General features: G+C 43.1%; 20 protein-coding genes and 2 pseudogenes. 15 read left to right on the top strand and 7 right to left on the bottom strand.

Features of this window, described 5'->3' with window-relative positions; genetic code table 11:
* The 3 genes from frdC (at position 1) to blc (ending at position 1,383) form a co-directional block, all read left to right on the top strand.
* Positions 1 to 396 (top strand): fumarate reductase subunit FrdC, encoded by a 396-nt coding sequence (frdC, locus tag GNG27_RS02125; RefSeq protein WP_039028427.1) that lies wholly within the window; start codon positions 1 to 3, stop codon positions 394 to 396.
* Positions 397 to 406: 10 nt separating this feature from the next.
* Positions 407 to 766: a fumarate reductase subunit FrdD gene (gene frdD, locus GNG27_RS02120; RefSeq protein ID WP_142487941.1), complete on the top strand. Its 360-nt coding sequence runs from the start codon at positions 407 to 409 to the stop codon at positions 764 to 766.
* A gap of 86 nt (positions 767 to 852) precedes the next feature.
* Positions 853 to 1,383, top strand: a complete 531-nt coding sequence (gene blc, locus GNG27_RS02115) for an outer membrane lipoprotein Blc (RefSeq protein ID WP_142487940.1) — start codon at positions 853 to 855, stop codon at positions 1,381 to 1,383.
* On the opposite strand, the gene sugE is transcribed toward blc, so the two are convergent.
* A complete protein-coding gene (gene sugE, locus GNG27_RS02110) occupies positions 1,380 to 1,697 on the bottom strand; it encodes a quaternary ammonium compound efflux SMR transporter SugE (protein WP_032616159.1) in 318 nt (105 codons plus the stop codon). The two genes, blc and sugE, sit on opposite strands and share 4 nt — an antisense overlap.
* A gap of 271 nt (positions 1,698 to 1,968) precedes the next feature.
* On the opposite strand from sugE, the gene GNG27_RS02105 reads away from it, so the two are divergent.
* Positions 1,969 to 2,556: a response regulator transcription factor gene (locus GNG27_RS02105; RefSeq protein WP_156262744.1), complete on the top strand. Its 588-nt coding sequence runs from the start codon at positions 1,969 to 1,971 to the stop codon at positions 2,554 to 2,556.
* A 49-nt stretch (positions 2,557 to 2,605) separates the two neighbouring features.
* Here the strand turns inward: GNG27_RS02105 and ecnB are convergent, their stop codons facing one another.
* The 3 genes from ecnB to efp all read right to left on the bottom strand — a co-directional run bounded on the left by ecnB (position 2,606) and on the right by efp (position 3,623).
* Positions 2,606 to 2,752, bottom strand: a complete 147-nt coding sequence (gene ecnB, locus GNG27_RS02100; RefSeq protein ID WP_142487938.1) for a lipoprotein toxin entericidin B — start codon at positions 2,750 to 2,752, stop codon at positions 2,606 to 2,608.
* Positions 2,753 to 2,858: 106 nt separating this feature from the next.
* On the bottom strand, positions 2,859 to 2,990 hold the full coding sequence (locus GNG27_RS02095; protein ID WP_142487937.1) for an entericidin A/B family lipoprotein: 132 nt from the start codon (positions 2,988 to 2,990) through the stop codon (positions 2,859 to 2,861).
* Positions 2,991 to 3,056: 66 nt separating this feature from the next.
* Positions 3,057 to 3,623, bottom strand: a complete 567-nt coding sequence (gene efp / locus GNG27_RS02090; protein ID WP_032616155.1) for an elongation factor P — start codon at positions 3,621 to 3,623, stop codon at positions 3,057 to 3,059.
* Positions 3,624 to 3,663: 40 nt separating this feature from the next.
* On the opposite strand from efp, the gene epmB reads away from it, so the two are divergent.
* Positions 3,664 to 4,692 carry an EF-P beta-lysylation protein EpmB gene (gene epmB / locus GNG27_RS02085; protein ID WP_156262743.1) on the top strand — a complete coding sequence of 343 codons (1,029 nt, stop codon included), beginning with the start codon at positions 3,664 to 3,666 and terminating at the stop codon, positions 4,690 to 4,692.
* 125 nt (positions 4,693 to 4,817) lie between these two features.
* Here the strand turns inward: epmB and GNG27_RS02080 are convergent, their stop codons facing one another.
* Positions 4,818 to 5,363: a winged helix-turn-helix domain-containing protein gene (locus GNG27_RS02080; RefSeq protein ID WP_156262742.1), complete on the bottom strand. Its 546-nt coding sequence runs from the start codon at positions 5,361 to 5,363 to the stop codon at positions 4,818 to 4,820.
* Positions 5,364 to 5,912: 549 nt separating this feature from the next.
* On the opposite strand from GNG27_RS02080, the gene GNG27_RS02075 reads away from it, so the two are divergent.
* The 8 genes and pseudogenes from GNG27_RS02075 to GNG27_RS02040 form a co-directional block, all read left to right on the top strand.
* Entirely contained in the window at positions 5,913 to 6,455 is a 543-nt protein-coding gene (locus tag GNG27_RS02075; protein ID WP_156262741.1) for a fimbrial protein, read from the top strand.
* 71 nt (positions 6,456 to 6,526) lie between these two features.
* Complete coding sequence (locus tag GNG27_RS02070) at positions 6,527 to 7,213, top strand: molecular chaperone (RefSeq protein ID WP_156262740.1); 687 nt, start codon at positions 6,527 to 6,529, stop codon at positions 7,211 to 7,213.
* A gap of 51 nt (positions 7,214 to 7,264) precedes the next feature.
* Positions 7,265 to 9,799 carry a fimbria/pilus outer membrane usher protein gene (locus GNG27_RS02065; protein WP_156262739.1) on the top strand — a complete coding sequence of 845 codons (2,535 nt, stop codon included), beginning with the start codon at positions 7,265 to 7,267 and terminating at the stop codon, positions 9,797 to 9,799.
* Positions 9,800 to 9,814: 15 nt separating this feature from the next.
* A complete protein-coding gene (locus GNG27_RS02060; protein WP_197090552.1) occupies positions 9,815 to 10,774 on the top strand; it encodes a fimbrial protein in 960 nt (319 codons plus the stop codon).
* Between the two features lie 393 nt (positions 10,775 to 11,167).
* Positions 11,168 to 11,521, top strand: coding sequence for a hypothetical protein (locus GNG27_RS02055; protein WP_156262737.1), 354 nt, complete (start codon positions 11,168 to 11,170; stop codon positions 11,519 to 11,521).
* 186 nt (positions 11,522 to 11,707) lie between these two features.
* Positions 11,708 to 12,061, top strand: coding sequence for a hypothetical protein (locus tag GNG27_RS02050; RefSeq protein ID WP_156262736.1), 354 nt, complete (start codon positions 11,708 to 11,710; stop codon positions 12,059 to 12,061).
* Positions 12,062 to 12,660: 599 nt separating this feature from the next.
* The gene (locus GNG27_RS02045; RefSeq protein ID WP_156262735.1) at positions 12,661 to 13,947 is read left to right on the top strand and encodes an HlyD family secretion protein; all 1,287 of its coding nucleotides are present in this window, start codon (positions 12,661 to 12,663) and stop codon (positions 13,945 to 13,947) included.
* Positions 13,940 to 14,263 (top strand): annotated as a pseudogene (locus GNG27_RS02040) (cysteine peptidase family C39 domain-containing protein); the annotation flags it as partial. The gene GNG27_RS02045 and the pseudogene GNG27_RS02040, both read left to right, overlap by 8 nt.
* Before the next feature lie 18 nt (positions 14,264 to 14,281).
* Here GNG27_RS02040 and GNG27_RS02035 read toward each other — a convergent pair.
* Positions 14,282 to 15,429, bottom strand: a protein-coding gene (locus GNG27_RS02035; RefSeq protein WP_089518920.1) for an IS3 family transposase whose coding sequence is annotated in 2 segments (ribosomal slippage) — positions 14,282 to 15,192 and positions 15,192 to 15,429 — 1,149 coding nt in all. Because the reading frame shifts where the segments join, the coding sequence is not laid out codon by codon here.
* A gap of 63 nt (positions 15,430 to 15,492) precedes the next feature.
* Between GNG27_RS02035 and GNG27_RS02030 the strand changes: the two are divergent.
* Together GNG27_RS02030 and yjeJ are read left to right on the top strand one after the other, a co-directional pair.
* Positions 15,493 to 16,377, top strand: a pseudogene (locus GNG27_RS02030) (peptidase domain-containing ABC transporter); the annotation flags it as partial.
* A 37-nt stretch (positions 16,378 to 16,414) separates the two neighbouring features.
* A complete protein-coding gene (gene yjeJ / locus GNG27_RS02025) occupies positions 16,415 to 17,272 on the top strand; it encodes a YjeJ family protein (protein ID WP_156262734.1) in 858 nt (285 codons plus the stop codon).
* A gap of 66 nt (positions 17,273 to 17,338) precedes the next feature.
* Here the strand turns inward: yjeJ and GNG27_RS02020 are convergent, their stop codons facing one another.
* Positions 17,339 to 17,692, bottom strand: coding sequence for a DUF4156 domain-containing protein (locus GNG27_RS02020; RefSeq protein WP_156262733.1), 354 nt, complete (start codon positions 17,690 to 17,692; stop codon positions 17,339 to 17,341).
* Between the last annotated feature and the right edge of the window lie 51 nt (positions 17,693 to 17,743).

Below are 17,743 nucleotides of genomic sequence, written 5' to 3'. Positions count from 1 at the left end.
ATGACGACTAAACGCAAAGCCTATGTGCGGCCGATGCCGTCCACCTGGTGGAAAAATCTGCCGTTTTATCGCTTCTATATGCTGCGTGAAGGCACGGCGGTACCGGCGGTGTGGTTCAGCATCGAACTGATGTACGGCCTGTTTGCCCTTAAGCATGGTCCGGAAACCTGGGCCGGTTTTGTCGGGTTCCTGCAGAACCCGATAGTGGTGATCCTGAATATCATCGTGCTGGCGGCAGCGCTGTTGCATACCAAAACCTGGTTTGAGCTGGCGCCGAAAGCGGCAAATATTATCGTCAAAAATGAAAAACTGGGGCCAGAGCCGATCATTAAAGGACTCTGGGTGGTGACTGCGGTCGTGACCGTGGTGATTCTTGGCGTAGCCCTGTTCTGGTAAGGAGACCACTGTGATTAATCCAACTCCAAAACGTTCTGACGAGCCCGTCTTCTGGGGGCTTTTTGGGGCAGGCGGCATGTGGTGCGCCATCATCGCGCCGGTCATTATTCTGCTGGTGGGCATTATGCTGCCGCTGGGGCTCTATCCCGGGGATGCCCTGAGCTACGAGCGGGTGCTGGCCTTTGCCCACAGTATTATTGGTCGGATATTTATCTTCCTGATGATTGTTCTGCCGCTGTGGTGTGGTCTGCACCGTATTCATCACGCCATGCACGACCTGAAGATCCACGTCCCTAACGGGAAATGGGTGTTCTACGGGCTGGCGGCCATCCTGAGCGTGGTCACGCTGGTTGCCGTGGTCTTTATGTAATCCTTCTCCGCTCTCCCGCCAGCCGGTGGGAGAGCAAAATTCCTGACAGGTTCTACACTTATCAAAAATCCTGTAAGGAAACGCCTATGCGCATCCTGCCCGTCATCGCCGCCGTTGCCGCTGCATTTCTGGTTGTTTCCTGTAGTGCCCCTACTCCGCCCCGGGGCGTGACTGTCGTCCGGCCCTTTAACGCCCAGCAATTCATGGGCTCCTGGTATGAAATTGCCCGTTTTGATCACCGCTTTGAACGTGGTCTACAAAAGGTGACGGCTCACTACAGCCTGATGAGCGATGGCGGTATTCAGGTTATCAACCGGGGCTACAACCCTGAGCGCGACATGTGGCAAAAAGTGACGGGAAAAGCGTACTTTACCGGCGCGTCTGACACCGCAGCGCTGAAAGTCTCTTTCATCGGTCCTTTTTATGGTGGCTATAACGTGATTGCGCTGGATAAAGATTACCAGCATGCGCTGGTGTGCGGGCCCAATCGTGACTACCTGTGGATCCTCTCCCGCACACCGACGATTTCAGATGAGATGAAACAGAGGCTACTGAATTCTGCCACCCGTCAGGGATTTGATATCAGCCAGTTGGTCTGGATTGAACAACCCCATTAGTGGGTGCTGAGCTTCAGCCCAATAATACCGGCAACAATCAATGCGAGGCTGGCAATACGCGCCAGGCTCGCTGACTCACCCAGCAGTAAAATCCCGGTAATGGCCGCACCTACCGCGCCAATCCCCGTCCATACTGCATACGCCGTTCCCACGGGCAGCGAGCGCATAGCCCAGGAGAGCAGCACGATACTGACGATCATGGCGGAAACGGTAATGATGCTGGGCGTGAGTCGCGTAAAGCCGTGGGTATATTTCAGACCAATGGCCCATACCACTTCGAGCAAACCGGCAATAAAAAGAATAATCCAGGACATAAAGGCTCCTTAACTTAAATAACAGTCTGGGGCCGTCCCCGATGAGAGAAGCGCTTACAGGTCGTCCTGCAAGGCGGGTGAATCTCATATTTTGAAGATCATGAATTCATTTTTCAACGTGTTTATTTCAGACATTAGTTGAGCGTTTGAAAGCGAGAAATAGACGTAATTAGCAGCGAAATTCACTCATTTATAACTCATCCGACTTCTTTATTATGGGACACTTCCTGACAGCAGGAAGCGACTACACTTTGCCGATTGCGAAAAACTAATGTTCAAAATTCTTTTGATTGACCGATGTCATTACACCCGCATGGGCCTGGAAATGTGGATCAATCATTCAGGGCTGTTTCCTTCCCCTGTGTTGGTGACAGGCCTCAACAATCTCTTTCTTGCCAGAGAGCATATTCTGCAGTGGAAGCCGACGCTGGTGATTGCAGATTTGCAGGGGTTTACGTCAGACCTTCAGCACATCCATCAGCTCTCTTCCGTAATGAATGCCAGTGAAACCGCACCTTTTGTTTTGCTGCATTCAGAGGAACAACCTGAAATGTCTGCATTTATGAACGCCTTTCCCCTGTGGGCATCGTTGGCCAAAACGACCCCACTGGAGGTACTGGCGCAGACAATTAATGAGGCGCTAGCATCCCAGGAAAGCAGTGAACCTGCATCGGCGGCATCGCCATTGCTGACACGTCAGGAAGAGAAAGTGTTAACGCTGTGGATGGAGGGTGCCAGCAATCAGAAAATTGCCTGCAAACTGAGCATTCATGGGAAAACGGTATACACCTACAAGCGCAATATTCGAATGAAACTGCACATGGATACACGGTATTCACCGTTTCTGTCACTGCCCTGAGCGGTAAACTGAGGGTACGGCGACGTATTAAGCCCCGTACCGCCCAAAATTACTGCTGTGCTTTAGTTGCCGCACCAGAGATCGCGCTGCCGCCAGAGGAGATATCTTCACCAACGCCGCGAGTGGTATTACAGGCAGTTAATACTGATGAAAGCACCAGGACAGAAAAGATCGCTACACATGTTTTCTTAAGCATAATGTCTTCCTTTTTTAGGCAAAGTTATTGTGTACAGCCACATAAGCATAGCCAGGATCCCGGCGAGTGACGGAAAAGGAAGCATTTTTAGGAAAAGTAGAAGATATCAGGAGGCGGCGTGAGAAATAGCATGACCCAGGCTTTTAATGTCTTCCCCGACACCACGGGCCGTGTTGCATCCGGTGAGAAGAGAGCCAGCAAGAACCATCAGCAGTAAGATTTTGATTGTGCGCGGCATCGTCCATGGACCTTTTATCGATCGATAAAGCGCAGCAAAACGCTGCGCCTTTCATCCCGAGATGAATTACTTCACGCGAGAAACGTACTCACCAGAGCGGGTATCCACTTTGATGATTTCGCCAGTCTGAACGAACAGTGGAACTTTAACCACTGCACCGGTGGACAGCTTGGCTGGCTTGCCGCCAGTACCTGCGGTGTCGCCTTTCAGACCTGGATCGGTTTCAACGATTTCCAGTTCAACGAAGTTTGGCGGGGTCACAGCGATAGGCTGGCCGTTCCACAGGGTTACGATACACTCAGCCTGATCCAGCAGCCATTTAGCGCTGTCACCAACGGCTTTCTCGTCAGCAGACAGCTGCTCGAAAGTGGAGTTGTTCATGAAGTGGTAGAATTCACCGTCGTTGTAGAGGTAAGTCAGGTTCATATCAACAACGTCTGCGCCTTCAGCGGAGTCGGTGGATTTGAAGGTTTTCTCTACACGGGTACCGGTCAGCAGGCGGCGCAGCTTAACGCGTGCGAATGCCTGACCTTTACCTGGTTTAACGAATTCGCTGGCTTCAACCGCGTACGGTTCGCCGTCCATCATGATTTTAAGACCGGCACGAAAATCGTTGCTATAGTAAGTCGCCATAAGGCCCTCTGAAATTGTTAACTGGTAGCTAAGCCACAAAATGGCGCATATTGTAACCCTAAACACCCCATCCAGAGAAGATTGGTTATTGCAACTTGCTGATGTAATCACCAGTCCTGATGAACTGCTGCGTCTTTTAAACCTGAACGCAGATGAAAACCTCCTCGCCGGACGTGAAGCGAAACGCCTGTTTGCGCTACGTGTTCCACGTGCTTTTGTTGCACGAATGGAGAAAGGCAATCCTGACGATCCTCTGTTAAAACAGGTTCTTACATCGCAGGATGAGTTTGTCGCTGCCCCCGGGTTCAGCACCGATCCCCTTGAAGAGCAAAACAGCGTGGTGCCCGGTCTATTGCATAAGTACCGCAATCGCGCATTGTTATTGGTTAAGGGCGGTTGTGCGGTAAATTGCCGTTACTGTTTCCGTCGTCACTTCCCTTATGCCGACAATCAGGGGAAAAAACGTAACTGGCAGGCTGCTCTCGACTATATTGCTGCCCACACCGAGCTCGATGAGATCATCTTCTCGGGTGGCGATCCGCTGATGGCGAAAGATCATGAGCTGGACTGGCTTATCACTCAGCTGGAAGCGATCCCGCATATAAAGCGGTTACGTATCCATAGTCGTTTACCGATTGTGATTCCGGCGCGTATTACCGAGGACCTGACCCTGCGGCTGGCGCGTTCTTCGCTGCAAATCCTGTTGGTAAACCATATCAACCATGCTAACGAAATTGACGACACATTCCGGGCAGCAATGTCCCACCTGCGTCGGGCTGGCGTGACACTGCTCAATCAAAGCGTCTTATTACGTGGTGTGAATGATAATGCCGCGACGTTAGCCGACCTGAGTAATGCTCTGTTTGATGCCGGGGTCATGCCCTACTATATTCATGTACTAGATAAGGTCCAGGGCGCTGCGCACTTCATGGTGGGAGATGATGAGGCCCGATTAATCATGCGTGAATTGTTAACGCTGGTTTCCGGTTATATGGTTCCGAAGCTGGCACGTGAGATTGGTGGGGAACCGAGTAAGACGCCGCTGGATTTGGGATTGAGACAGCGCTGATAAGTATTGATTGCCAGGTATAACCTGGCAGTCTGCTTGTAGATAGGAGGATAAAAACACGCTATATTTCAAATATCAATTTAAATCTAACGCTTATTAAAGTTCAGATACAAAGTTGCATAAACTTATAAAATGACATTAAAATATAACAAAATCATATTAACGCCCGTCATAACAATAAGAATTAATAAAATCCATATAGGTATATTCAGCACCCTTCTTTTTCTGAAGCATTTATGTTTATGAGCTAATAAACCCTCATCCACCGGGTCTGTTTTTTTCTCGATAAGGAATTTATTTATTTGTTCATTTAAAGGTTTATCATTACTCCTTTCGGCTACATTTAAATAGGTTGAAATTTCAACATCTGAAGCAAGAATAAATCCTCTTTTCCTAACAGTGATAATGATATCTTTTGATAATCCAGCTTGCTCAAGTGATTTACGCAGCAAAGATATATTTTGATAAAATGTATTCTGTGATACAACAACCCCTCTTGCATTCCAGACTTCCGCTAAAAACTGCTCACGCGATATGACTCTCCCCTTACTTTCAAGTAAAAGCTGGAGGCAGCGTGCAGTTGGGGCATTGAGACTTACGATTGCCAACTTATCTTTCAAAGATTGCAATTCATTAGCATTTGCATCGAATATAACTTCCTCATTAATCATAAATAGATTCAATGTAAAAATCCCTCTTAACTATTATCATCCATAATAAAAACATGAACTTACAACAATTTATCTTTTAGAATCAGAGCCACTATTATGATTCACAATGATTAATGACTGCTAATTCCAAACACACACTTCATCCCTAAAGTGAAACCTAGACTAACATGCTTTATGAATTCTATGAAAGAAGGCCATTATCTTAAAATTAATGTTTCAAACCAGGATAGAGGATAAAGGTAAGATACCGGACTTGAACATCACATAAACTTCAGTAAGAATTCACATGCACTTAACCTGAGACTATATTAAATTCTTCGCCACTCCACACAGGAGCATGACTTAATGCGCGATCGTGATGAGAGTAAACTGATACTAGATAGCGCCCAAGCGAACATCTAATAGTAAGTAACATAATTTCAGATGCCAGATCTTTAATCAGATCTTTAAGTTGTAATAAATCATCTTGAAAGATTTTTTAAACGTTTACTGACTTATTAGCGCAGGCCCTATTTAAGGACGATGTACTTATTAATATGGATTCCCGTAATGAAAAAAAATATTCTCGCTGTATTGCTGACCGCTGGTAGCCTCGTAGCCCTGAACGCACAGGCAAGTGATGGCACAGTCCAGTTCCAGGGTAGCATCACTGATGGTTCATGTACTGTCGACATTCAGAACTCCGGCTCAAGTGCTGGTAATGTTGTTCTGGGTGAAGTGCCTAAAAGCGCATTTTCTGGCGTAGGTTCTACTGCAGGTGGCGCAGATGGTCTGGCATCTATCGATGTTGCGCTGAGTGGATGTCCCGCGACTAAAACTGCTGCATATATTGCCTTTGACGGTGAATATTACAACGGTAACAACGAATATCTGAAGCTGGCTAACTACGGTGATAAAGGTGTTGCAACTGGCGTAGCGATTAAAATTCTGGATGGCAACGGCAATCATATGAAGTTAGGAACTAAATCTCCAGCAATCACGCTGACCAGTGGTAGCGCTAATGTTGATTTTAAAGCTAACTACGTTCAGGTAGAGAAAGACATTGTAGAAGGTACCGCTAACGCAACCGCAACAATGCTGATTTCTTATTAATATTTTTGATTAATAAATCCTATACGCTCCTGTTTACAGGAGCGTATATTTACTATTTTACCAGGTGATATATGCTTACTAAAATCATATTAAAAACGACCTTAATGATGGCATTGACTACCTGCTCAGCCTATGCAGGAACGCAAATTGGCGCAACGCGAGTTATTTATAGCGAAGGTAAAAAAGAAACATCTGTAAGTATAACTAACAAAGACTCATCACCATACTTAATTAAATCATGGATAGAGAACTATGATATATCAGGAACTCATTTCATGGTTACGCCCCCCTTATTCAGATTAGATGCAAATCAAAAAAACGTCATTCGAATTTTTAAAGCGAACAACCAACTTCCCACTGACAGAGAAAGCTTATTCTTTCTAAATATAACATCAATTCCCGCAATGGATGGTGATGAAGACAGGAACACATTACAAATTGCTGTCAGAACAAAAATGAAGTTGATTTATCGCCCAAAAAAGTTAATGGATAACATACCAGAATCCTTTTCTGAAAAATTAACATGGACGGTAAATGGAAACAGTATAACAGGTAAAAACACCTCACCTTATTACATAAATCTTGCACAGATCACACTGAACGGGAAAGTGATCTCTATGGCAGAAAAAAACTATTTGCCGCCAATGTCGTCCACAACGTATGAACTGCCTGCAAACATTAGCAAGAGCGGAGTATTAGAATGGAGCGTGATAAACGACCATGGAGGCAAAGGTAAGACCAACAAGGCAATGTTATAACTGTATAGCAACGCTTAAATAATTAATTTTTATTTGACAGGGATAGTTAAGATGGCCGCTATAAATTTCAAGCTACGATCTTGCTTAACCATACTGGTAAGTTTAAATACGATTGGAATGCCATCAGTGACGATGGCACGAGACCTGTTCAATCCTGCATTTCTTAATGATATAACTGCTTCTGGAAAGCGAGTCGACCTTTCGGCATATGAACACGCTAATGCCCAAGCTCCAGGAGTCTATAAGGTTGATGTATTCATTAACGGTGGATTTATTGAAACAGCGGAAGTAGAATTTACGACCTCAAAACAAAAAAACAACGAACTTATCCCCTGTTTGAGCCTTGAAAAATTAAACAATTATGGCGTACGCACCCATGCGATTAAAGATTTAAAAGCAGATGAAAAAGGATGCGTTGATCTTCAACAGATCCCTGAAGCTAGCTCTAAATTTAACTTCAATTTGCAGCAGCTTAAATTAAGTATACCTCAGGCAGCATTAGTCGCATCTGTTCGTGGATTTGTGAATCCAAAAGAATTTGACAATGGAATTACTAGCTTATTTTTAAACTATCGTGCTTACGGTAGTAAGGGTTATTCGCGCGACAACAATCCAGATAATGAAACATACAGCTTAAATTTACTTCCAGGTCTGAATATCGGCGCATGGCGTTTACGCAACTATAGCACATGGAATAAGTCGTCACAAAGTAAAGACGATAACTGGGATAATGTCTATACCTACTCAGAACGTAATATCATTCCATTGAAGAGCGTTTTGACTTTAGGCGAAAAATTCTCTCCCTCTGATATTTTTTATAGCGTACCGTTTAAAGGGGCTCAGCTTGCCACGGACGATAGCATGGATGCAGAGAGTTTACAGGGTTATGCACCAGTTGTTCGTGGTATAGCTAAAACAAATGCCAAAGTATTAATAAAGCAGAATGGGTACACCATTTACCAATCCTTTGTCCCGCCGGGTGCTTTTGAAATCACCGATCTCTACTCCACAGGTGGAAGCGGCGACCTTGAGGTTGAAATTGAAGAAACTGATGGTAGTAAACAACAGTTTGTCGTGCCTTTTGCGTCTTTACCGGTTTTACGTCGAGAAGGCAGTCTGAAATACAGTGTCACGACTGGTTTATATCGTCCTTCTGATGATGATGTGGATGAAACTCCTTTCACACAGGCAACTGCGAGTTATGGTCTTCCTTTGAACTCCACGTTGTATGGAGGCTTCCAGGCGGCGTCAAAATACCAGGCCATTACAGCTGGTATAGGTAATAACTTAGGCGATCTAGGTGCAATTTCTGTTGATGTCACTCAAGCATGGTCAACACCGAAAAACAGAGAAGATCTCTCGGGCCAGTCTATACGTTTTCGTTATAGTAAAAACTTGAGCTCTACTGGTACAAACGTATCTATCGCGGGATATCGCTATTCTACCAGCGGATTCTTAACGCTTAATGATACGCTGGATACCTACCGCGATAGTTACTCATATTCAATGATCGATCGGTTGAAGAGTCGTTCAGAATTAACCATTAGTCAGAATTTACCTGACCATTGGGGTTATATAAACATTGGCGGTTTTATTGAGGATTACTGGAATCAAAAACGCCAGACAACCTCAGCGAATATTGGATATAGCAATAGCTGGAAGGGCATAAGCTATACCCTAAACTATGCTTATAATCGATACTCTTCTGAGTATTCAGATTCCCAGAAAAAAAAGCAGAGCGAAAAACTATTTTCATTAAATGTTACAGTGCCATTTTCTGCTTTCATGCAAAATACCTGGCTTAATTATGGTATGACAACAGGCTCTCCAGGCTCAACCGCAAACACAGTGGGCATGGCCGGTACCGCACTGGAAGGCAACAACTTAAGCTGGAACGTTCAACAGGGCTATGATAATCGGGATTATGCCAGTGGCAGCGCCGGTCTTGATTACAGTGGGACATATGGGGAAGTCTATGCCAACTATGATTATGATAATACATGGCAACACATAAATTATGGTGCATCTGGAAGCATGATACTCCATGAAGATGGCCTTACCCTGGGACAGACGTTTTCCGACAGTGCGATATTAGTGAAAGCACCGGGTGTGGGGGGAACACGAATCACAAACGATGTCGGGGTTATAACGGATTACAGAGGATACACTATAGTTCCAAATGTTTCTTTATATCGCCGCAACGATGTCTCATTAGATACCGAGACTATGCCTGAAAATGCCGAGATTGAAGTCGCAACTACAAGTGTCGTTCCAACCAGAGGTTCAATCACTCGCGCTGAATTTTCTGCAAACGTTGGCTTACGAGCAATTTTAACCCTTATTGATCCTACGGGTAAAAAATTACCCTTTGGTGCGACCGTCACAAACGTGTCCAAATTAGCAGGGAAATCAATTACTGGCATAGTGAGTGATAACGGTCAGGTATATCTGTCAGGCTTAGATGAAAGTGGAGAATTACAGGTGCAATGGGGTCGAAATGGCCATGAAAAATGTAAAGCCTCTTATCAGCTAAACAGTAGCCAGGCGATTAATGGGATTACACAAGCTGAAACTACGTGCCGTTAAATGGAATATAGCCTTATGTTAAATAAAAAAACGATCCTGGGCGGTGGTCTATTACTCGCTCTCTGTAGCTATGAAACGATGGCAGCGGATAATTGCATTTTATATCCAAAGCCATACTCTATACCCAACTCGGTACTCTATATTGATCCAGATGCTGAAATTGGTACCGTTTTAGCAAAGGCTGAAGTTAATACATCAGGCGTAAAAGCATCATGCCTTCTGAATACTAAAAGTGGTAAATATGCTTCTACGATGAAGAATTCTTTTACCACCGTGGTCAGCAGCAATGATAAAGGTGACATATTTGCCTCTGGCGTGCCAGGGATAGGCGTACAGATATCAGATATACAAAAACGTGTGCTTATGGTTCCCTATTCAACAAATATTCGCTATCAGGACTTAATACCGTGGGAAACCGTAGGCAGGACAACCGTCTATTTTATCAAAACAGGTCCCATCAGCAGCGGTACAACATTTAAAGATGTCATTGCTGAATACACGCTTGATAAAAAAACGGTTGCTACTGTGTCACTAGCAACAAATATTGCATGGGTAAAGAAAAGCTGCATCGTTGAACCGGGGAAACGCAATCAAACCGTGCTGATGCCTCCAACATCTTATACCGTTTTTGGTGCAATAGGTACGACGGGACCATCAAAAGACTTTTCTGTATCAATCAAATGTGAGGCAGATGATTCACCTGTATTTGTCTCGTTTGAAGCGACTACTGGCAGTACGGGTGATGGTATCCTCACCATTGACAGTAGTGTGGCGGGTGCGGCTGAGGGTGTAGCAATCGAGATCTTGAATAAATCCGATCTTTCACCGCTTATATTTGATAATGAGATTAAATATCACACTCAGAAAGAAACGGAAGTCATAATACCTTTTGTTGCGCGCTATAAAAAAATCGCAAATAAAGTCACCTCAGGAACAGCAAATGCTGCGATGACGTTTACAATAAACCAGTACTAGTGAAAATCTTTAAAAAAATTCAATACATTATGGTAGAAAAGACGATAGCTATCGCCTTTTCTACCATCTCTTGCCAGGCTATCAATCTTAAATTAATATTTAATTAATATTAATACGGCTTTATTACTATTAAAACTATCAAAGCGCACAATGCTTCAATAGAGGCATTAACTCAGTAATTACAATAATTATACTATTTAATTTAAAATAATCTAAAATCAATTCAGGTAAAATTCCTAAATGCTAATTAATCTTCCATCTAAATTAACTCGTACCTTGTTTTAATAAAGTGTTCCAGTAATATTACCCGCGTGATGTTGTTCATACAGACTGTCAAACGATCGACTTGCGAACAACTATCATATTATTTAAATACTATATAGGAAATTAGCTATGAAAGTTATGTCACTTATTGAAATGGAAAATGTCTCCGGCGCAGGCATCGTAGATATGTTAAACGGCTCCCAGGGCCTTATTGAAGGAGCGATTGATACCGTACTGGGAACAATTTTTTCAGCAGTTTCAAGCGCAGCATTTGGTAGTGTAATTGGCGGTTACTACGCAGGTTCAAGCGGCGGTGGCATGCTGGGTGTCGGCGTTCCAATGACGTTTATTGGTTGGGGCGCAGGGCTTATCCTGGGTGGCATCGTTGGCGCAATCCGTGGTGCCTATGAAGGTGTGAGCAATGGTGACGATATTACAGCTAAAATGTTTGCGGCATTTTCATCCGGATCCTGGGTCGCTTAATCTATAAAAAAATGGATAATTGAATCTGAGACTTATATATTATCTTAAATAAGATAAATATGAGCCAACCGTAATTATACAATTATTACGCATAAATATTCAATTAACATCTTTAGCAAGAATTTTGAATTCATTAATAAGATTGTTAAAGATAAAACATTTCAATTAATATAAATGGAAATTAAAATGAAAGAAATCACAGCTTTTGAAATGGAACAGGTATCCGGAGCCGGTCTGATTGAGATGCTTAATGGTACTCAAGGCCTGGTTGAAGGCGTTGTTGATACTGTCATGGGCACTATTTTATCTACTGCCGCAACTGCTGCATGGGGCAGTGTAATTGGCGGGTATTATGGTGGTGCTGCCGGTGGTGGCGTATTAGGGGTAGGTGTGATTGGTACCGCTGTAAGCTTTTTTGCAGGTTTAATTCTGGGTGCTGCGGTTGGTGCAATCAATGGTGCTTATCATGGTATGAGCGCAGCCGAAAATATTTATAATATTCTGGTTAATGACTTCACCTCAGGAAGCTGGGTTGCATAATTAGACTAAAAAGGTAACTGAAAGATTTAATATTTTCTAGTTACAATAAGTATGTCTGGCCAGGTAATTATTTATTGGATTTGAATTTTACCTGGCCACCCTACCTATAACTTAATTATAAAAGAAAGATTTATTTAAATATTCAACCAAGCTTCAGCATAAAATATAAGACACAAACAATGCCAACTAATTTTTATTTAAAGTCAATTAACTTGGGGTTAATTCTTAATTAAGCACAATTAATTGGGCACTATTCCTAATTATCAATAAAAATGATGCATTGCATTCTGCAAACATTGAAAAACTGATTTTTCTCTGTAATATACAAACCAATCAATTTTAAAACACCGATTAATAAGAAGACTATCTAATATTTTTAAACTGCATCAACACTAACTCAAGGATTTATATTTATGCGAAGTCATGTCTTTAATTTTTTAAACTTCTATTAATCAACGATATTGAGATGTAACAATTCGATCTTATCAATAAATTAAGCAATGAGTTATTTATTATCACCCAATGATTTACCTCGAGGTCAATATCATTATTGATCATTTGACAATTATCAGCATTACATTAACTATCCATATATAATTATGAGTAATCAATTATTTCGCCAGGAAGCGATTGAGTATAAGAAAAACCATTGGAAGGGGAAAGCATTACTATTGGCAGGAATACCTTCCTGGCTAATCAGCCTCTTATCAGTGGCTTTTTTACTCATTCTTATTTCAACCCTCACTTTTTGCACCTATACGCAGCGTATAGACGTTAGAGGAGAGGTAATTACACTTCCTCATTCTGTTAACGTATTTTCACCCCAGCAGGGATTCGTTGTCAAAAAGCATGTTGAAATAGGTGATTTAGTTGATAAAGGGGAACCGTTATACGAGCTTGACGTTTCTCGTTCAACCATCACAGGTAATGTTACTGATGCAGTGAATGCAGTAATCTCAGAAAAAATTATCAATGCTGAGGAGATTATTAACAAAATTTTAAGCAATAAGGCTGAAACGCTCGAGGCTCTGGATACACAGGTTAAGCAATATTCTGATTCGTTGAAAGAAACCAAGGTCATGCTGAGCAATGCAGCAGCTGGTCTGAATAAAATGAAGAACAACCTCGCAAGTTATGATTCTTACCTAAAACAAGGCTTAATTACTAAAGATCAGTATAATTATCAACATTCTCTTTATTTTCAACAGCAAGGAACGTATCAGTCTCTGGTTAGCCAAAAAATGCAACTTGAATCGCAATTAACCCAACTTAGAAGTGATATTGTGGTTAAGGCATCCGATTTTGATAATCAAATATCTAATCATAAGAACCAAATCAATGATTTCAAAAATCAGGCTGTTGAATCTAGTGCTAATGGTAATGTCGTAATAAAAGCAACAACAGCAGGTAAAATAGAATCTGTTGCAGTTACCATTGGGCAAATGGTCGATAAGGGCAGTAGTCTGGTTCAGATCAAACCAACAGGGAACATTGAATATTTTCTTATATTATGGTTACCGAATAACAGTATTCCGTATGTTAAGCCTGGTGACATTGTTAATATACGTTATGACGCATTTCCATCGGACAAATTTGGTCAGTTCCCAGGAGAGATTTTATCAATCTCTTCCATACCGGCCTCCCGCCAGGAAATGGCAGAGTACACCAATGTATCATCCGGTGGTAATCAGCAAGAACTGGCACTCTATAAAGCTATCATAAAAATAAAAAACAAAACTTTTCATTATAACGGAAAAGATCTTGAATTATCGAATGGTTTAAAAGCCCAAGCTATTGTCTTCCTTGAAGAGCGGCCCCTCTATATGTGGATGTTTACGCCGTTACAGAAAATAACTCAAAGCGTTATTGGACCGATCAATGAATAAAGAATTATTTAAATATATTACAGATAAACTTAATTTTTCTCTACGAAAAACCACGCCTGTTATTCTGCAATCTGAAGCATCTGAATGTGGTGTCGCTTGCCTGGCAATGATAGCCGGATATTATGGTCTGAATGTCGACCTGTTTACTTTCCGTGAAAGATTCGGAAGCTCAGCACAAGGGGTTACTCTTTTATCATTAAGCCGTATAGCTGAACGCGCCGGATTAAAAAGCCGAGCACTCTCTCTCGATATTGATGAAATTAGACAGCTTAAGCTCCCCTGTGTCATTCACTGGGGTATGAATCACTACGTTGTTTGAATCGCCACGGATAATCTAGACACTTCCTAGCCGTTGATAATACTGGTTTTCATATTCTGTCGGTGACATCTGATCGCTGGAACCATGCCGACGCTTACTGTTATAAAACATTTCGATGTAATCAAAAATATCGCTGCGGGCTTCTTCCCGCGTTCCGTAGATCTTTTTCTTTATCCGTTCGCGTTTCAACAACTGGAAAAAGCTTTCTGCAACCGCATTATCATGGCAGTTACCGCGACGGCTCATGCTGCCCTCCAGGCCGTGTGATTTCAGGAACGACTGCCACTCATGGCTTGTGTACTGACTGCCCTGATCCGAATGAACCAGCACCTGTTTTTGGGGATTACGGCGCCATACAGCCATCAGCAGTGCGTTCAGGACAATGTCCTTTGTCATCCGGGATTGCATGGACCAGCCGATAATTTTGCGTGAGAACAGATCAACAACCACGGCAAGATACAGCCAGCCTTCGTGGGTCCTGATGTAGGTTATGTCCGTTACCCAACGCTTATCCGGAGCATCCGGATTGAACTGTCGCTGGAGCCTGTTGGGCGACACGATACTGGCCTCGCCTTTACGTGCCCGCGGGCTCCGGTATCCGACCTGAGCCTTTATCCCGACACGTTTCATCAGTCGCCAGACTCTGTTCACTCCGCACTGTTGCCCGCTGTCCCGCAGATCCAGATGGATTTTGCGATAACCATAGACGCATCCCGATTCCAGCCAGAACTGTTTAATCTGTCCTGTCAGTCTCAGGTCTGCCTGATGGCGTTGTGAATGCGGCTGCTGAAGCCAGGCGTAAAAACCACTGGGATGAACATCCAGCACCCGACAGAGCAGGCGAACAGGCCAGCAACAGGTGTTGTCACGGATAAAGGCGTACCTCAGTCGGACAGCTTTGCGAAGTACGCCGCGGCTTTTTTTAATATGTCCCGTTCGTCGGTAACCCGCTTCAGCTCTTTCTGGAGACGGCGGATCTCGGCCTGAGCATCTGACTGTTCTTTATTAGCGGAAGAATCCGGACCGTACTTCTTTATCCAGGCGTAAAGGCTGTGGGTGGTGATATCGAGACGTGTTGCAACGCTGGCAACAGAATAACCGCGATCAACAACCTGTTTGACTGCTTCAATTTTAAACTCTTCGGGATAACGCTTACCGCTCATGGGCACCTCTCTTTAAGCCATCTTAAATGACTCTGAGGTGTCTGTTAAACCCGTGGCGATTCAGATCAAGTGGTCATCCTGTGGTTGGGTGCAGTAATGGTTATTGATAATAATATGACTCTCGGGATGTTCATGGCATTCAATGCCTATCGTGGACAATTTTCCCAACGGGCTTCAAGTCTGATAGATCTTTTTATGCAAGTTAGAATGCTATCCTTACATAATGAGAGGCTGTCAGAGATTGTGTTTACCGAACCTGAAGCGGAGATGCCTTCTCGACGTGTTTTTAATGACAACACAGCCGTAGGAATTGAAATTAAAAATTTGAGCTATCAGTATGATCCTTTTTCCCAGCCCATTTTCTCAAATCTGGATCTATCTATTACTCCAGGAGAGTCAATTGCATTAGTTGGGCCTTCAGGTGTTGGTAAAACTACGCTCTTAAAGGTTATGTGCGGTCTACTTGCTCCAACTAAGGGGGATGTATTTGTAAATAACCTAGATATCAATAAGATAGGATTAAACAACTATCGCCTTAGCACAGCATGTGTTCTGCAAGAGGATCGCTTATTTTCAGGTTCTATTGCTGAAAATATCAGTTGTTTCGGTGAAAATGCTGATCAGGAATTTATTGAGCAGTGTGCCCGTAATAGTAATATTCATGATGAGATCATGAAAATGCCGATGGGCTATGAAACTCTTGCCGGTGAATTAGGCTTAGGTATTTCTGGTGGACAAAAACAACGCTTGTTGATTGCACGTGCTCTTTATCGTAAACCCAGCATTCTCTTTATGGATGAGGCAACCAGCCATCTTGATCTTAATAATGAATCACATATAAACCAGGCGATTTCAAGCTTAAGTATCACGCGCATCATTGTTGCTCATCGGCCATCGACAATTGCATCCGCTGATCGTGTTATCGATCTTTCAAACTATAGAAATTAAATTTCAACTTTTTGGAATTACTGAAAGGAATCAAAAAATGGTAATTAAAGGAATTAACACTGCACCAATTATACAGAATGAACGTTTGTTTCTGATGTCGTTCAAATTCAGAGACAGTAGTGATAATGAACGCATGTTTTTTATGCAAATCCCCACACTCGTTGATTTTCTAATTATCCTTCGTGGCTGTGCATTAAGAGTTGGCCAGCGTCTGACTACACGCGGCGACGATTATAAAACGAAATGTATCGCTGAAAATGAAGTGCTTGCAAAAAACATTCCGGAAATTACTCAGGTAGAAGTTATGCAGCCAGATCCCGGCAATCTGGTGATGTCTATAGCACCTAAAATCAGTGAAGAGCATTTTTCTCTGGTTGCTGTTTTACATAATGAACATGTGATAACTCTAGATATTGATGATACTCAAGCTGAGTTTATTATCATGGCTGTTAAAAAAGCTATTGATCACATTAAAGATGATGAAACACTGCGCATGATCAGCATATTTATGGATTTCATGGTACTCTTCGATATCAATTTATCGGATATTAATAATCTTAAGTATAATCAATTAAATCATGAACCCTGGAAGCAATATTTTTATGCCAGGTATGTTGCCGTACTTTATTGCTTCGACACCGACGATGGAAAACAACTGCTTGCAGGTAATATCATTAAAATGAATGTTGATCCTGTGTCGCAAGAGGGAGAGAATATTCTGCAACAAATCGCTATGTTAACTCCAACGTGTAAAGCCATGCGTGAAAAACACACTCTCTGCCAGACGTTCAGCCAGGTCATACCTTCAAAACACGCTCAAGTTCTATCCAGAGATGAATGTTTGCGGGCATTACATAATTTCTGCCTTGAAACAAAGACTACTCTCAACCAGTAATGCAGTAACAATGTTTCTTTAAATAAATTATCCCTCTGTAGTAAGAGAGGGATAACCGTATCACGTTCAGTTCGGACACTTATAAACCTGGCCCTGCATTTCGCTGGCAGTCGGAACAAAGCTGGATAACAAACCTTGCGTCGGGCTACTCACCCCATAAATCACATTCCCGCCCATCTCAGCCGCCTGATTACGTAGGCCATTCGCCGCGCCACGCATCGAACCGCCCTCTTCGCCATGCTGCCCGGAGAGCCAGTTGCTTTGCTTGCCCGTGGCTGTGCCAACCAGCTGGCATTCGCTTCCCGGCTTATCTTCTACAAAGCGAACGCTCTGTCCACCCGCAGACAGCTCATTGCCGGAGCTGCAACCCGCCAGCAGCAACGCTGCTCCCACAATCCCTGCATAAACGTTAACGCGCATGTTATTCCTCGTTTTCAATAAGCTGGGCAGGTGCTGCCCGCGTCTAAACCT

It is taken from the genome of Leclercia sp. 119287, assembly GCF_009734485.1.
GTDB classification, from domain to species: domain Bacteria; phylum Pseudomonadota; class Gammaproteobacteria; order Enterobacterales; family Enterobacteriaceae; genus Enterobacter; species Enterobacter adecarboxylatus_C.
Note: the sequence above shows the minus strand (reverse complement) of the source record. Positions and strands in the feature narration are given on the sequence as shown.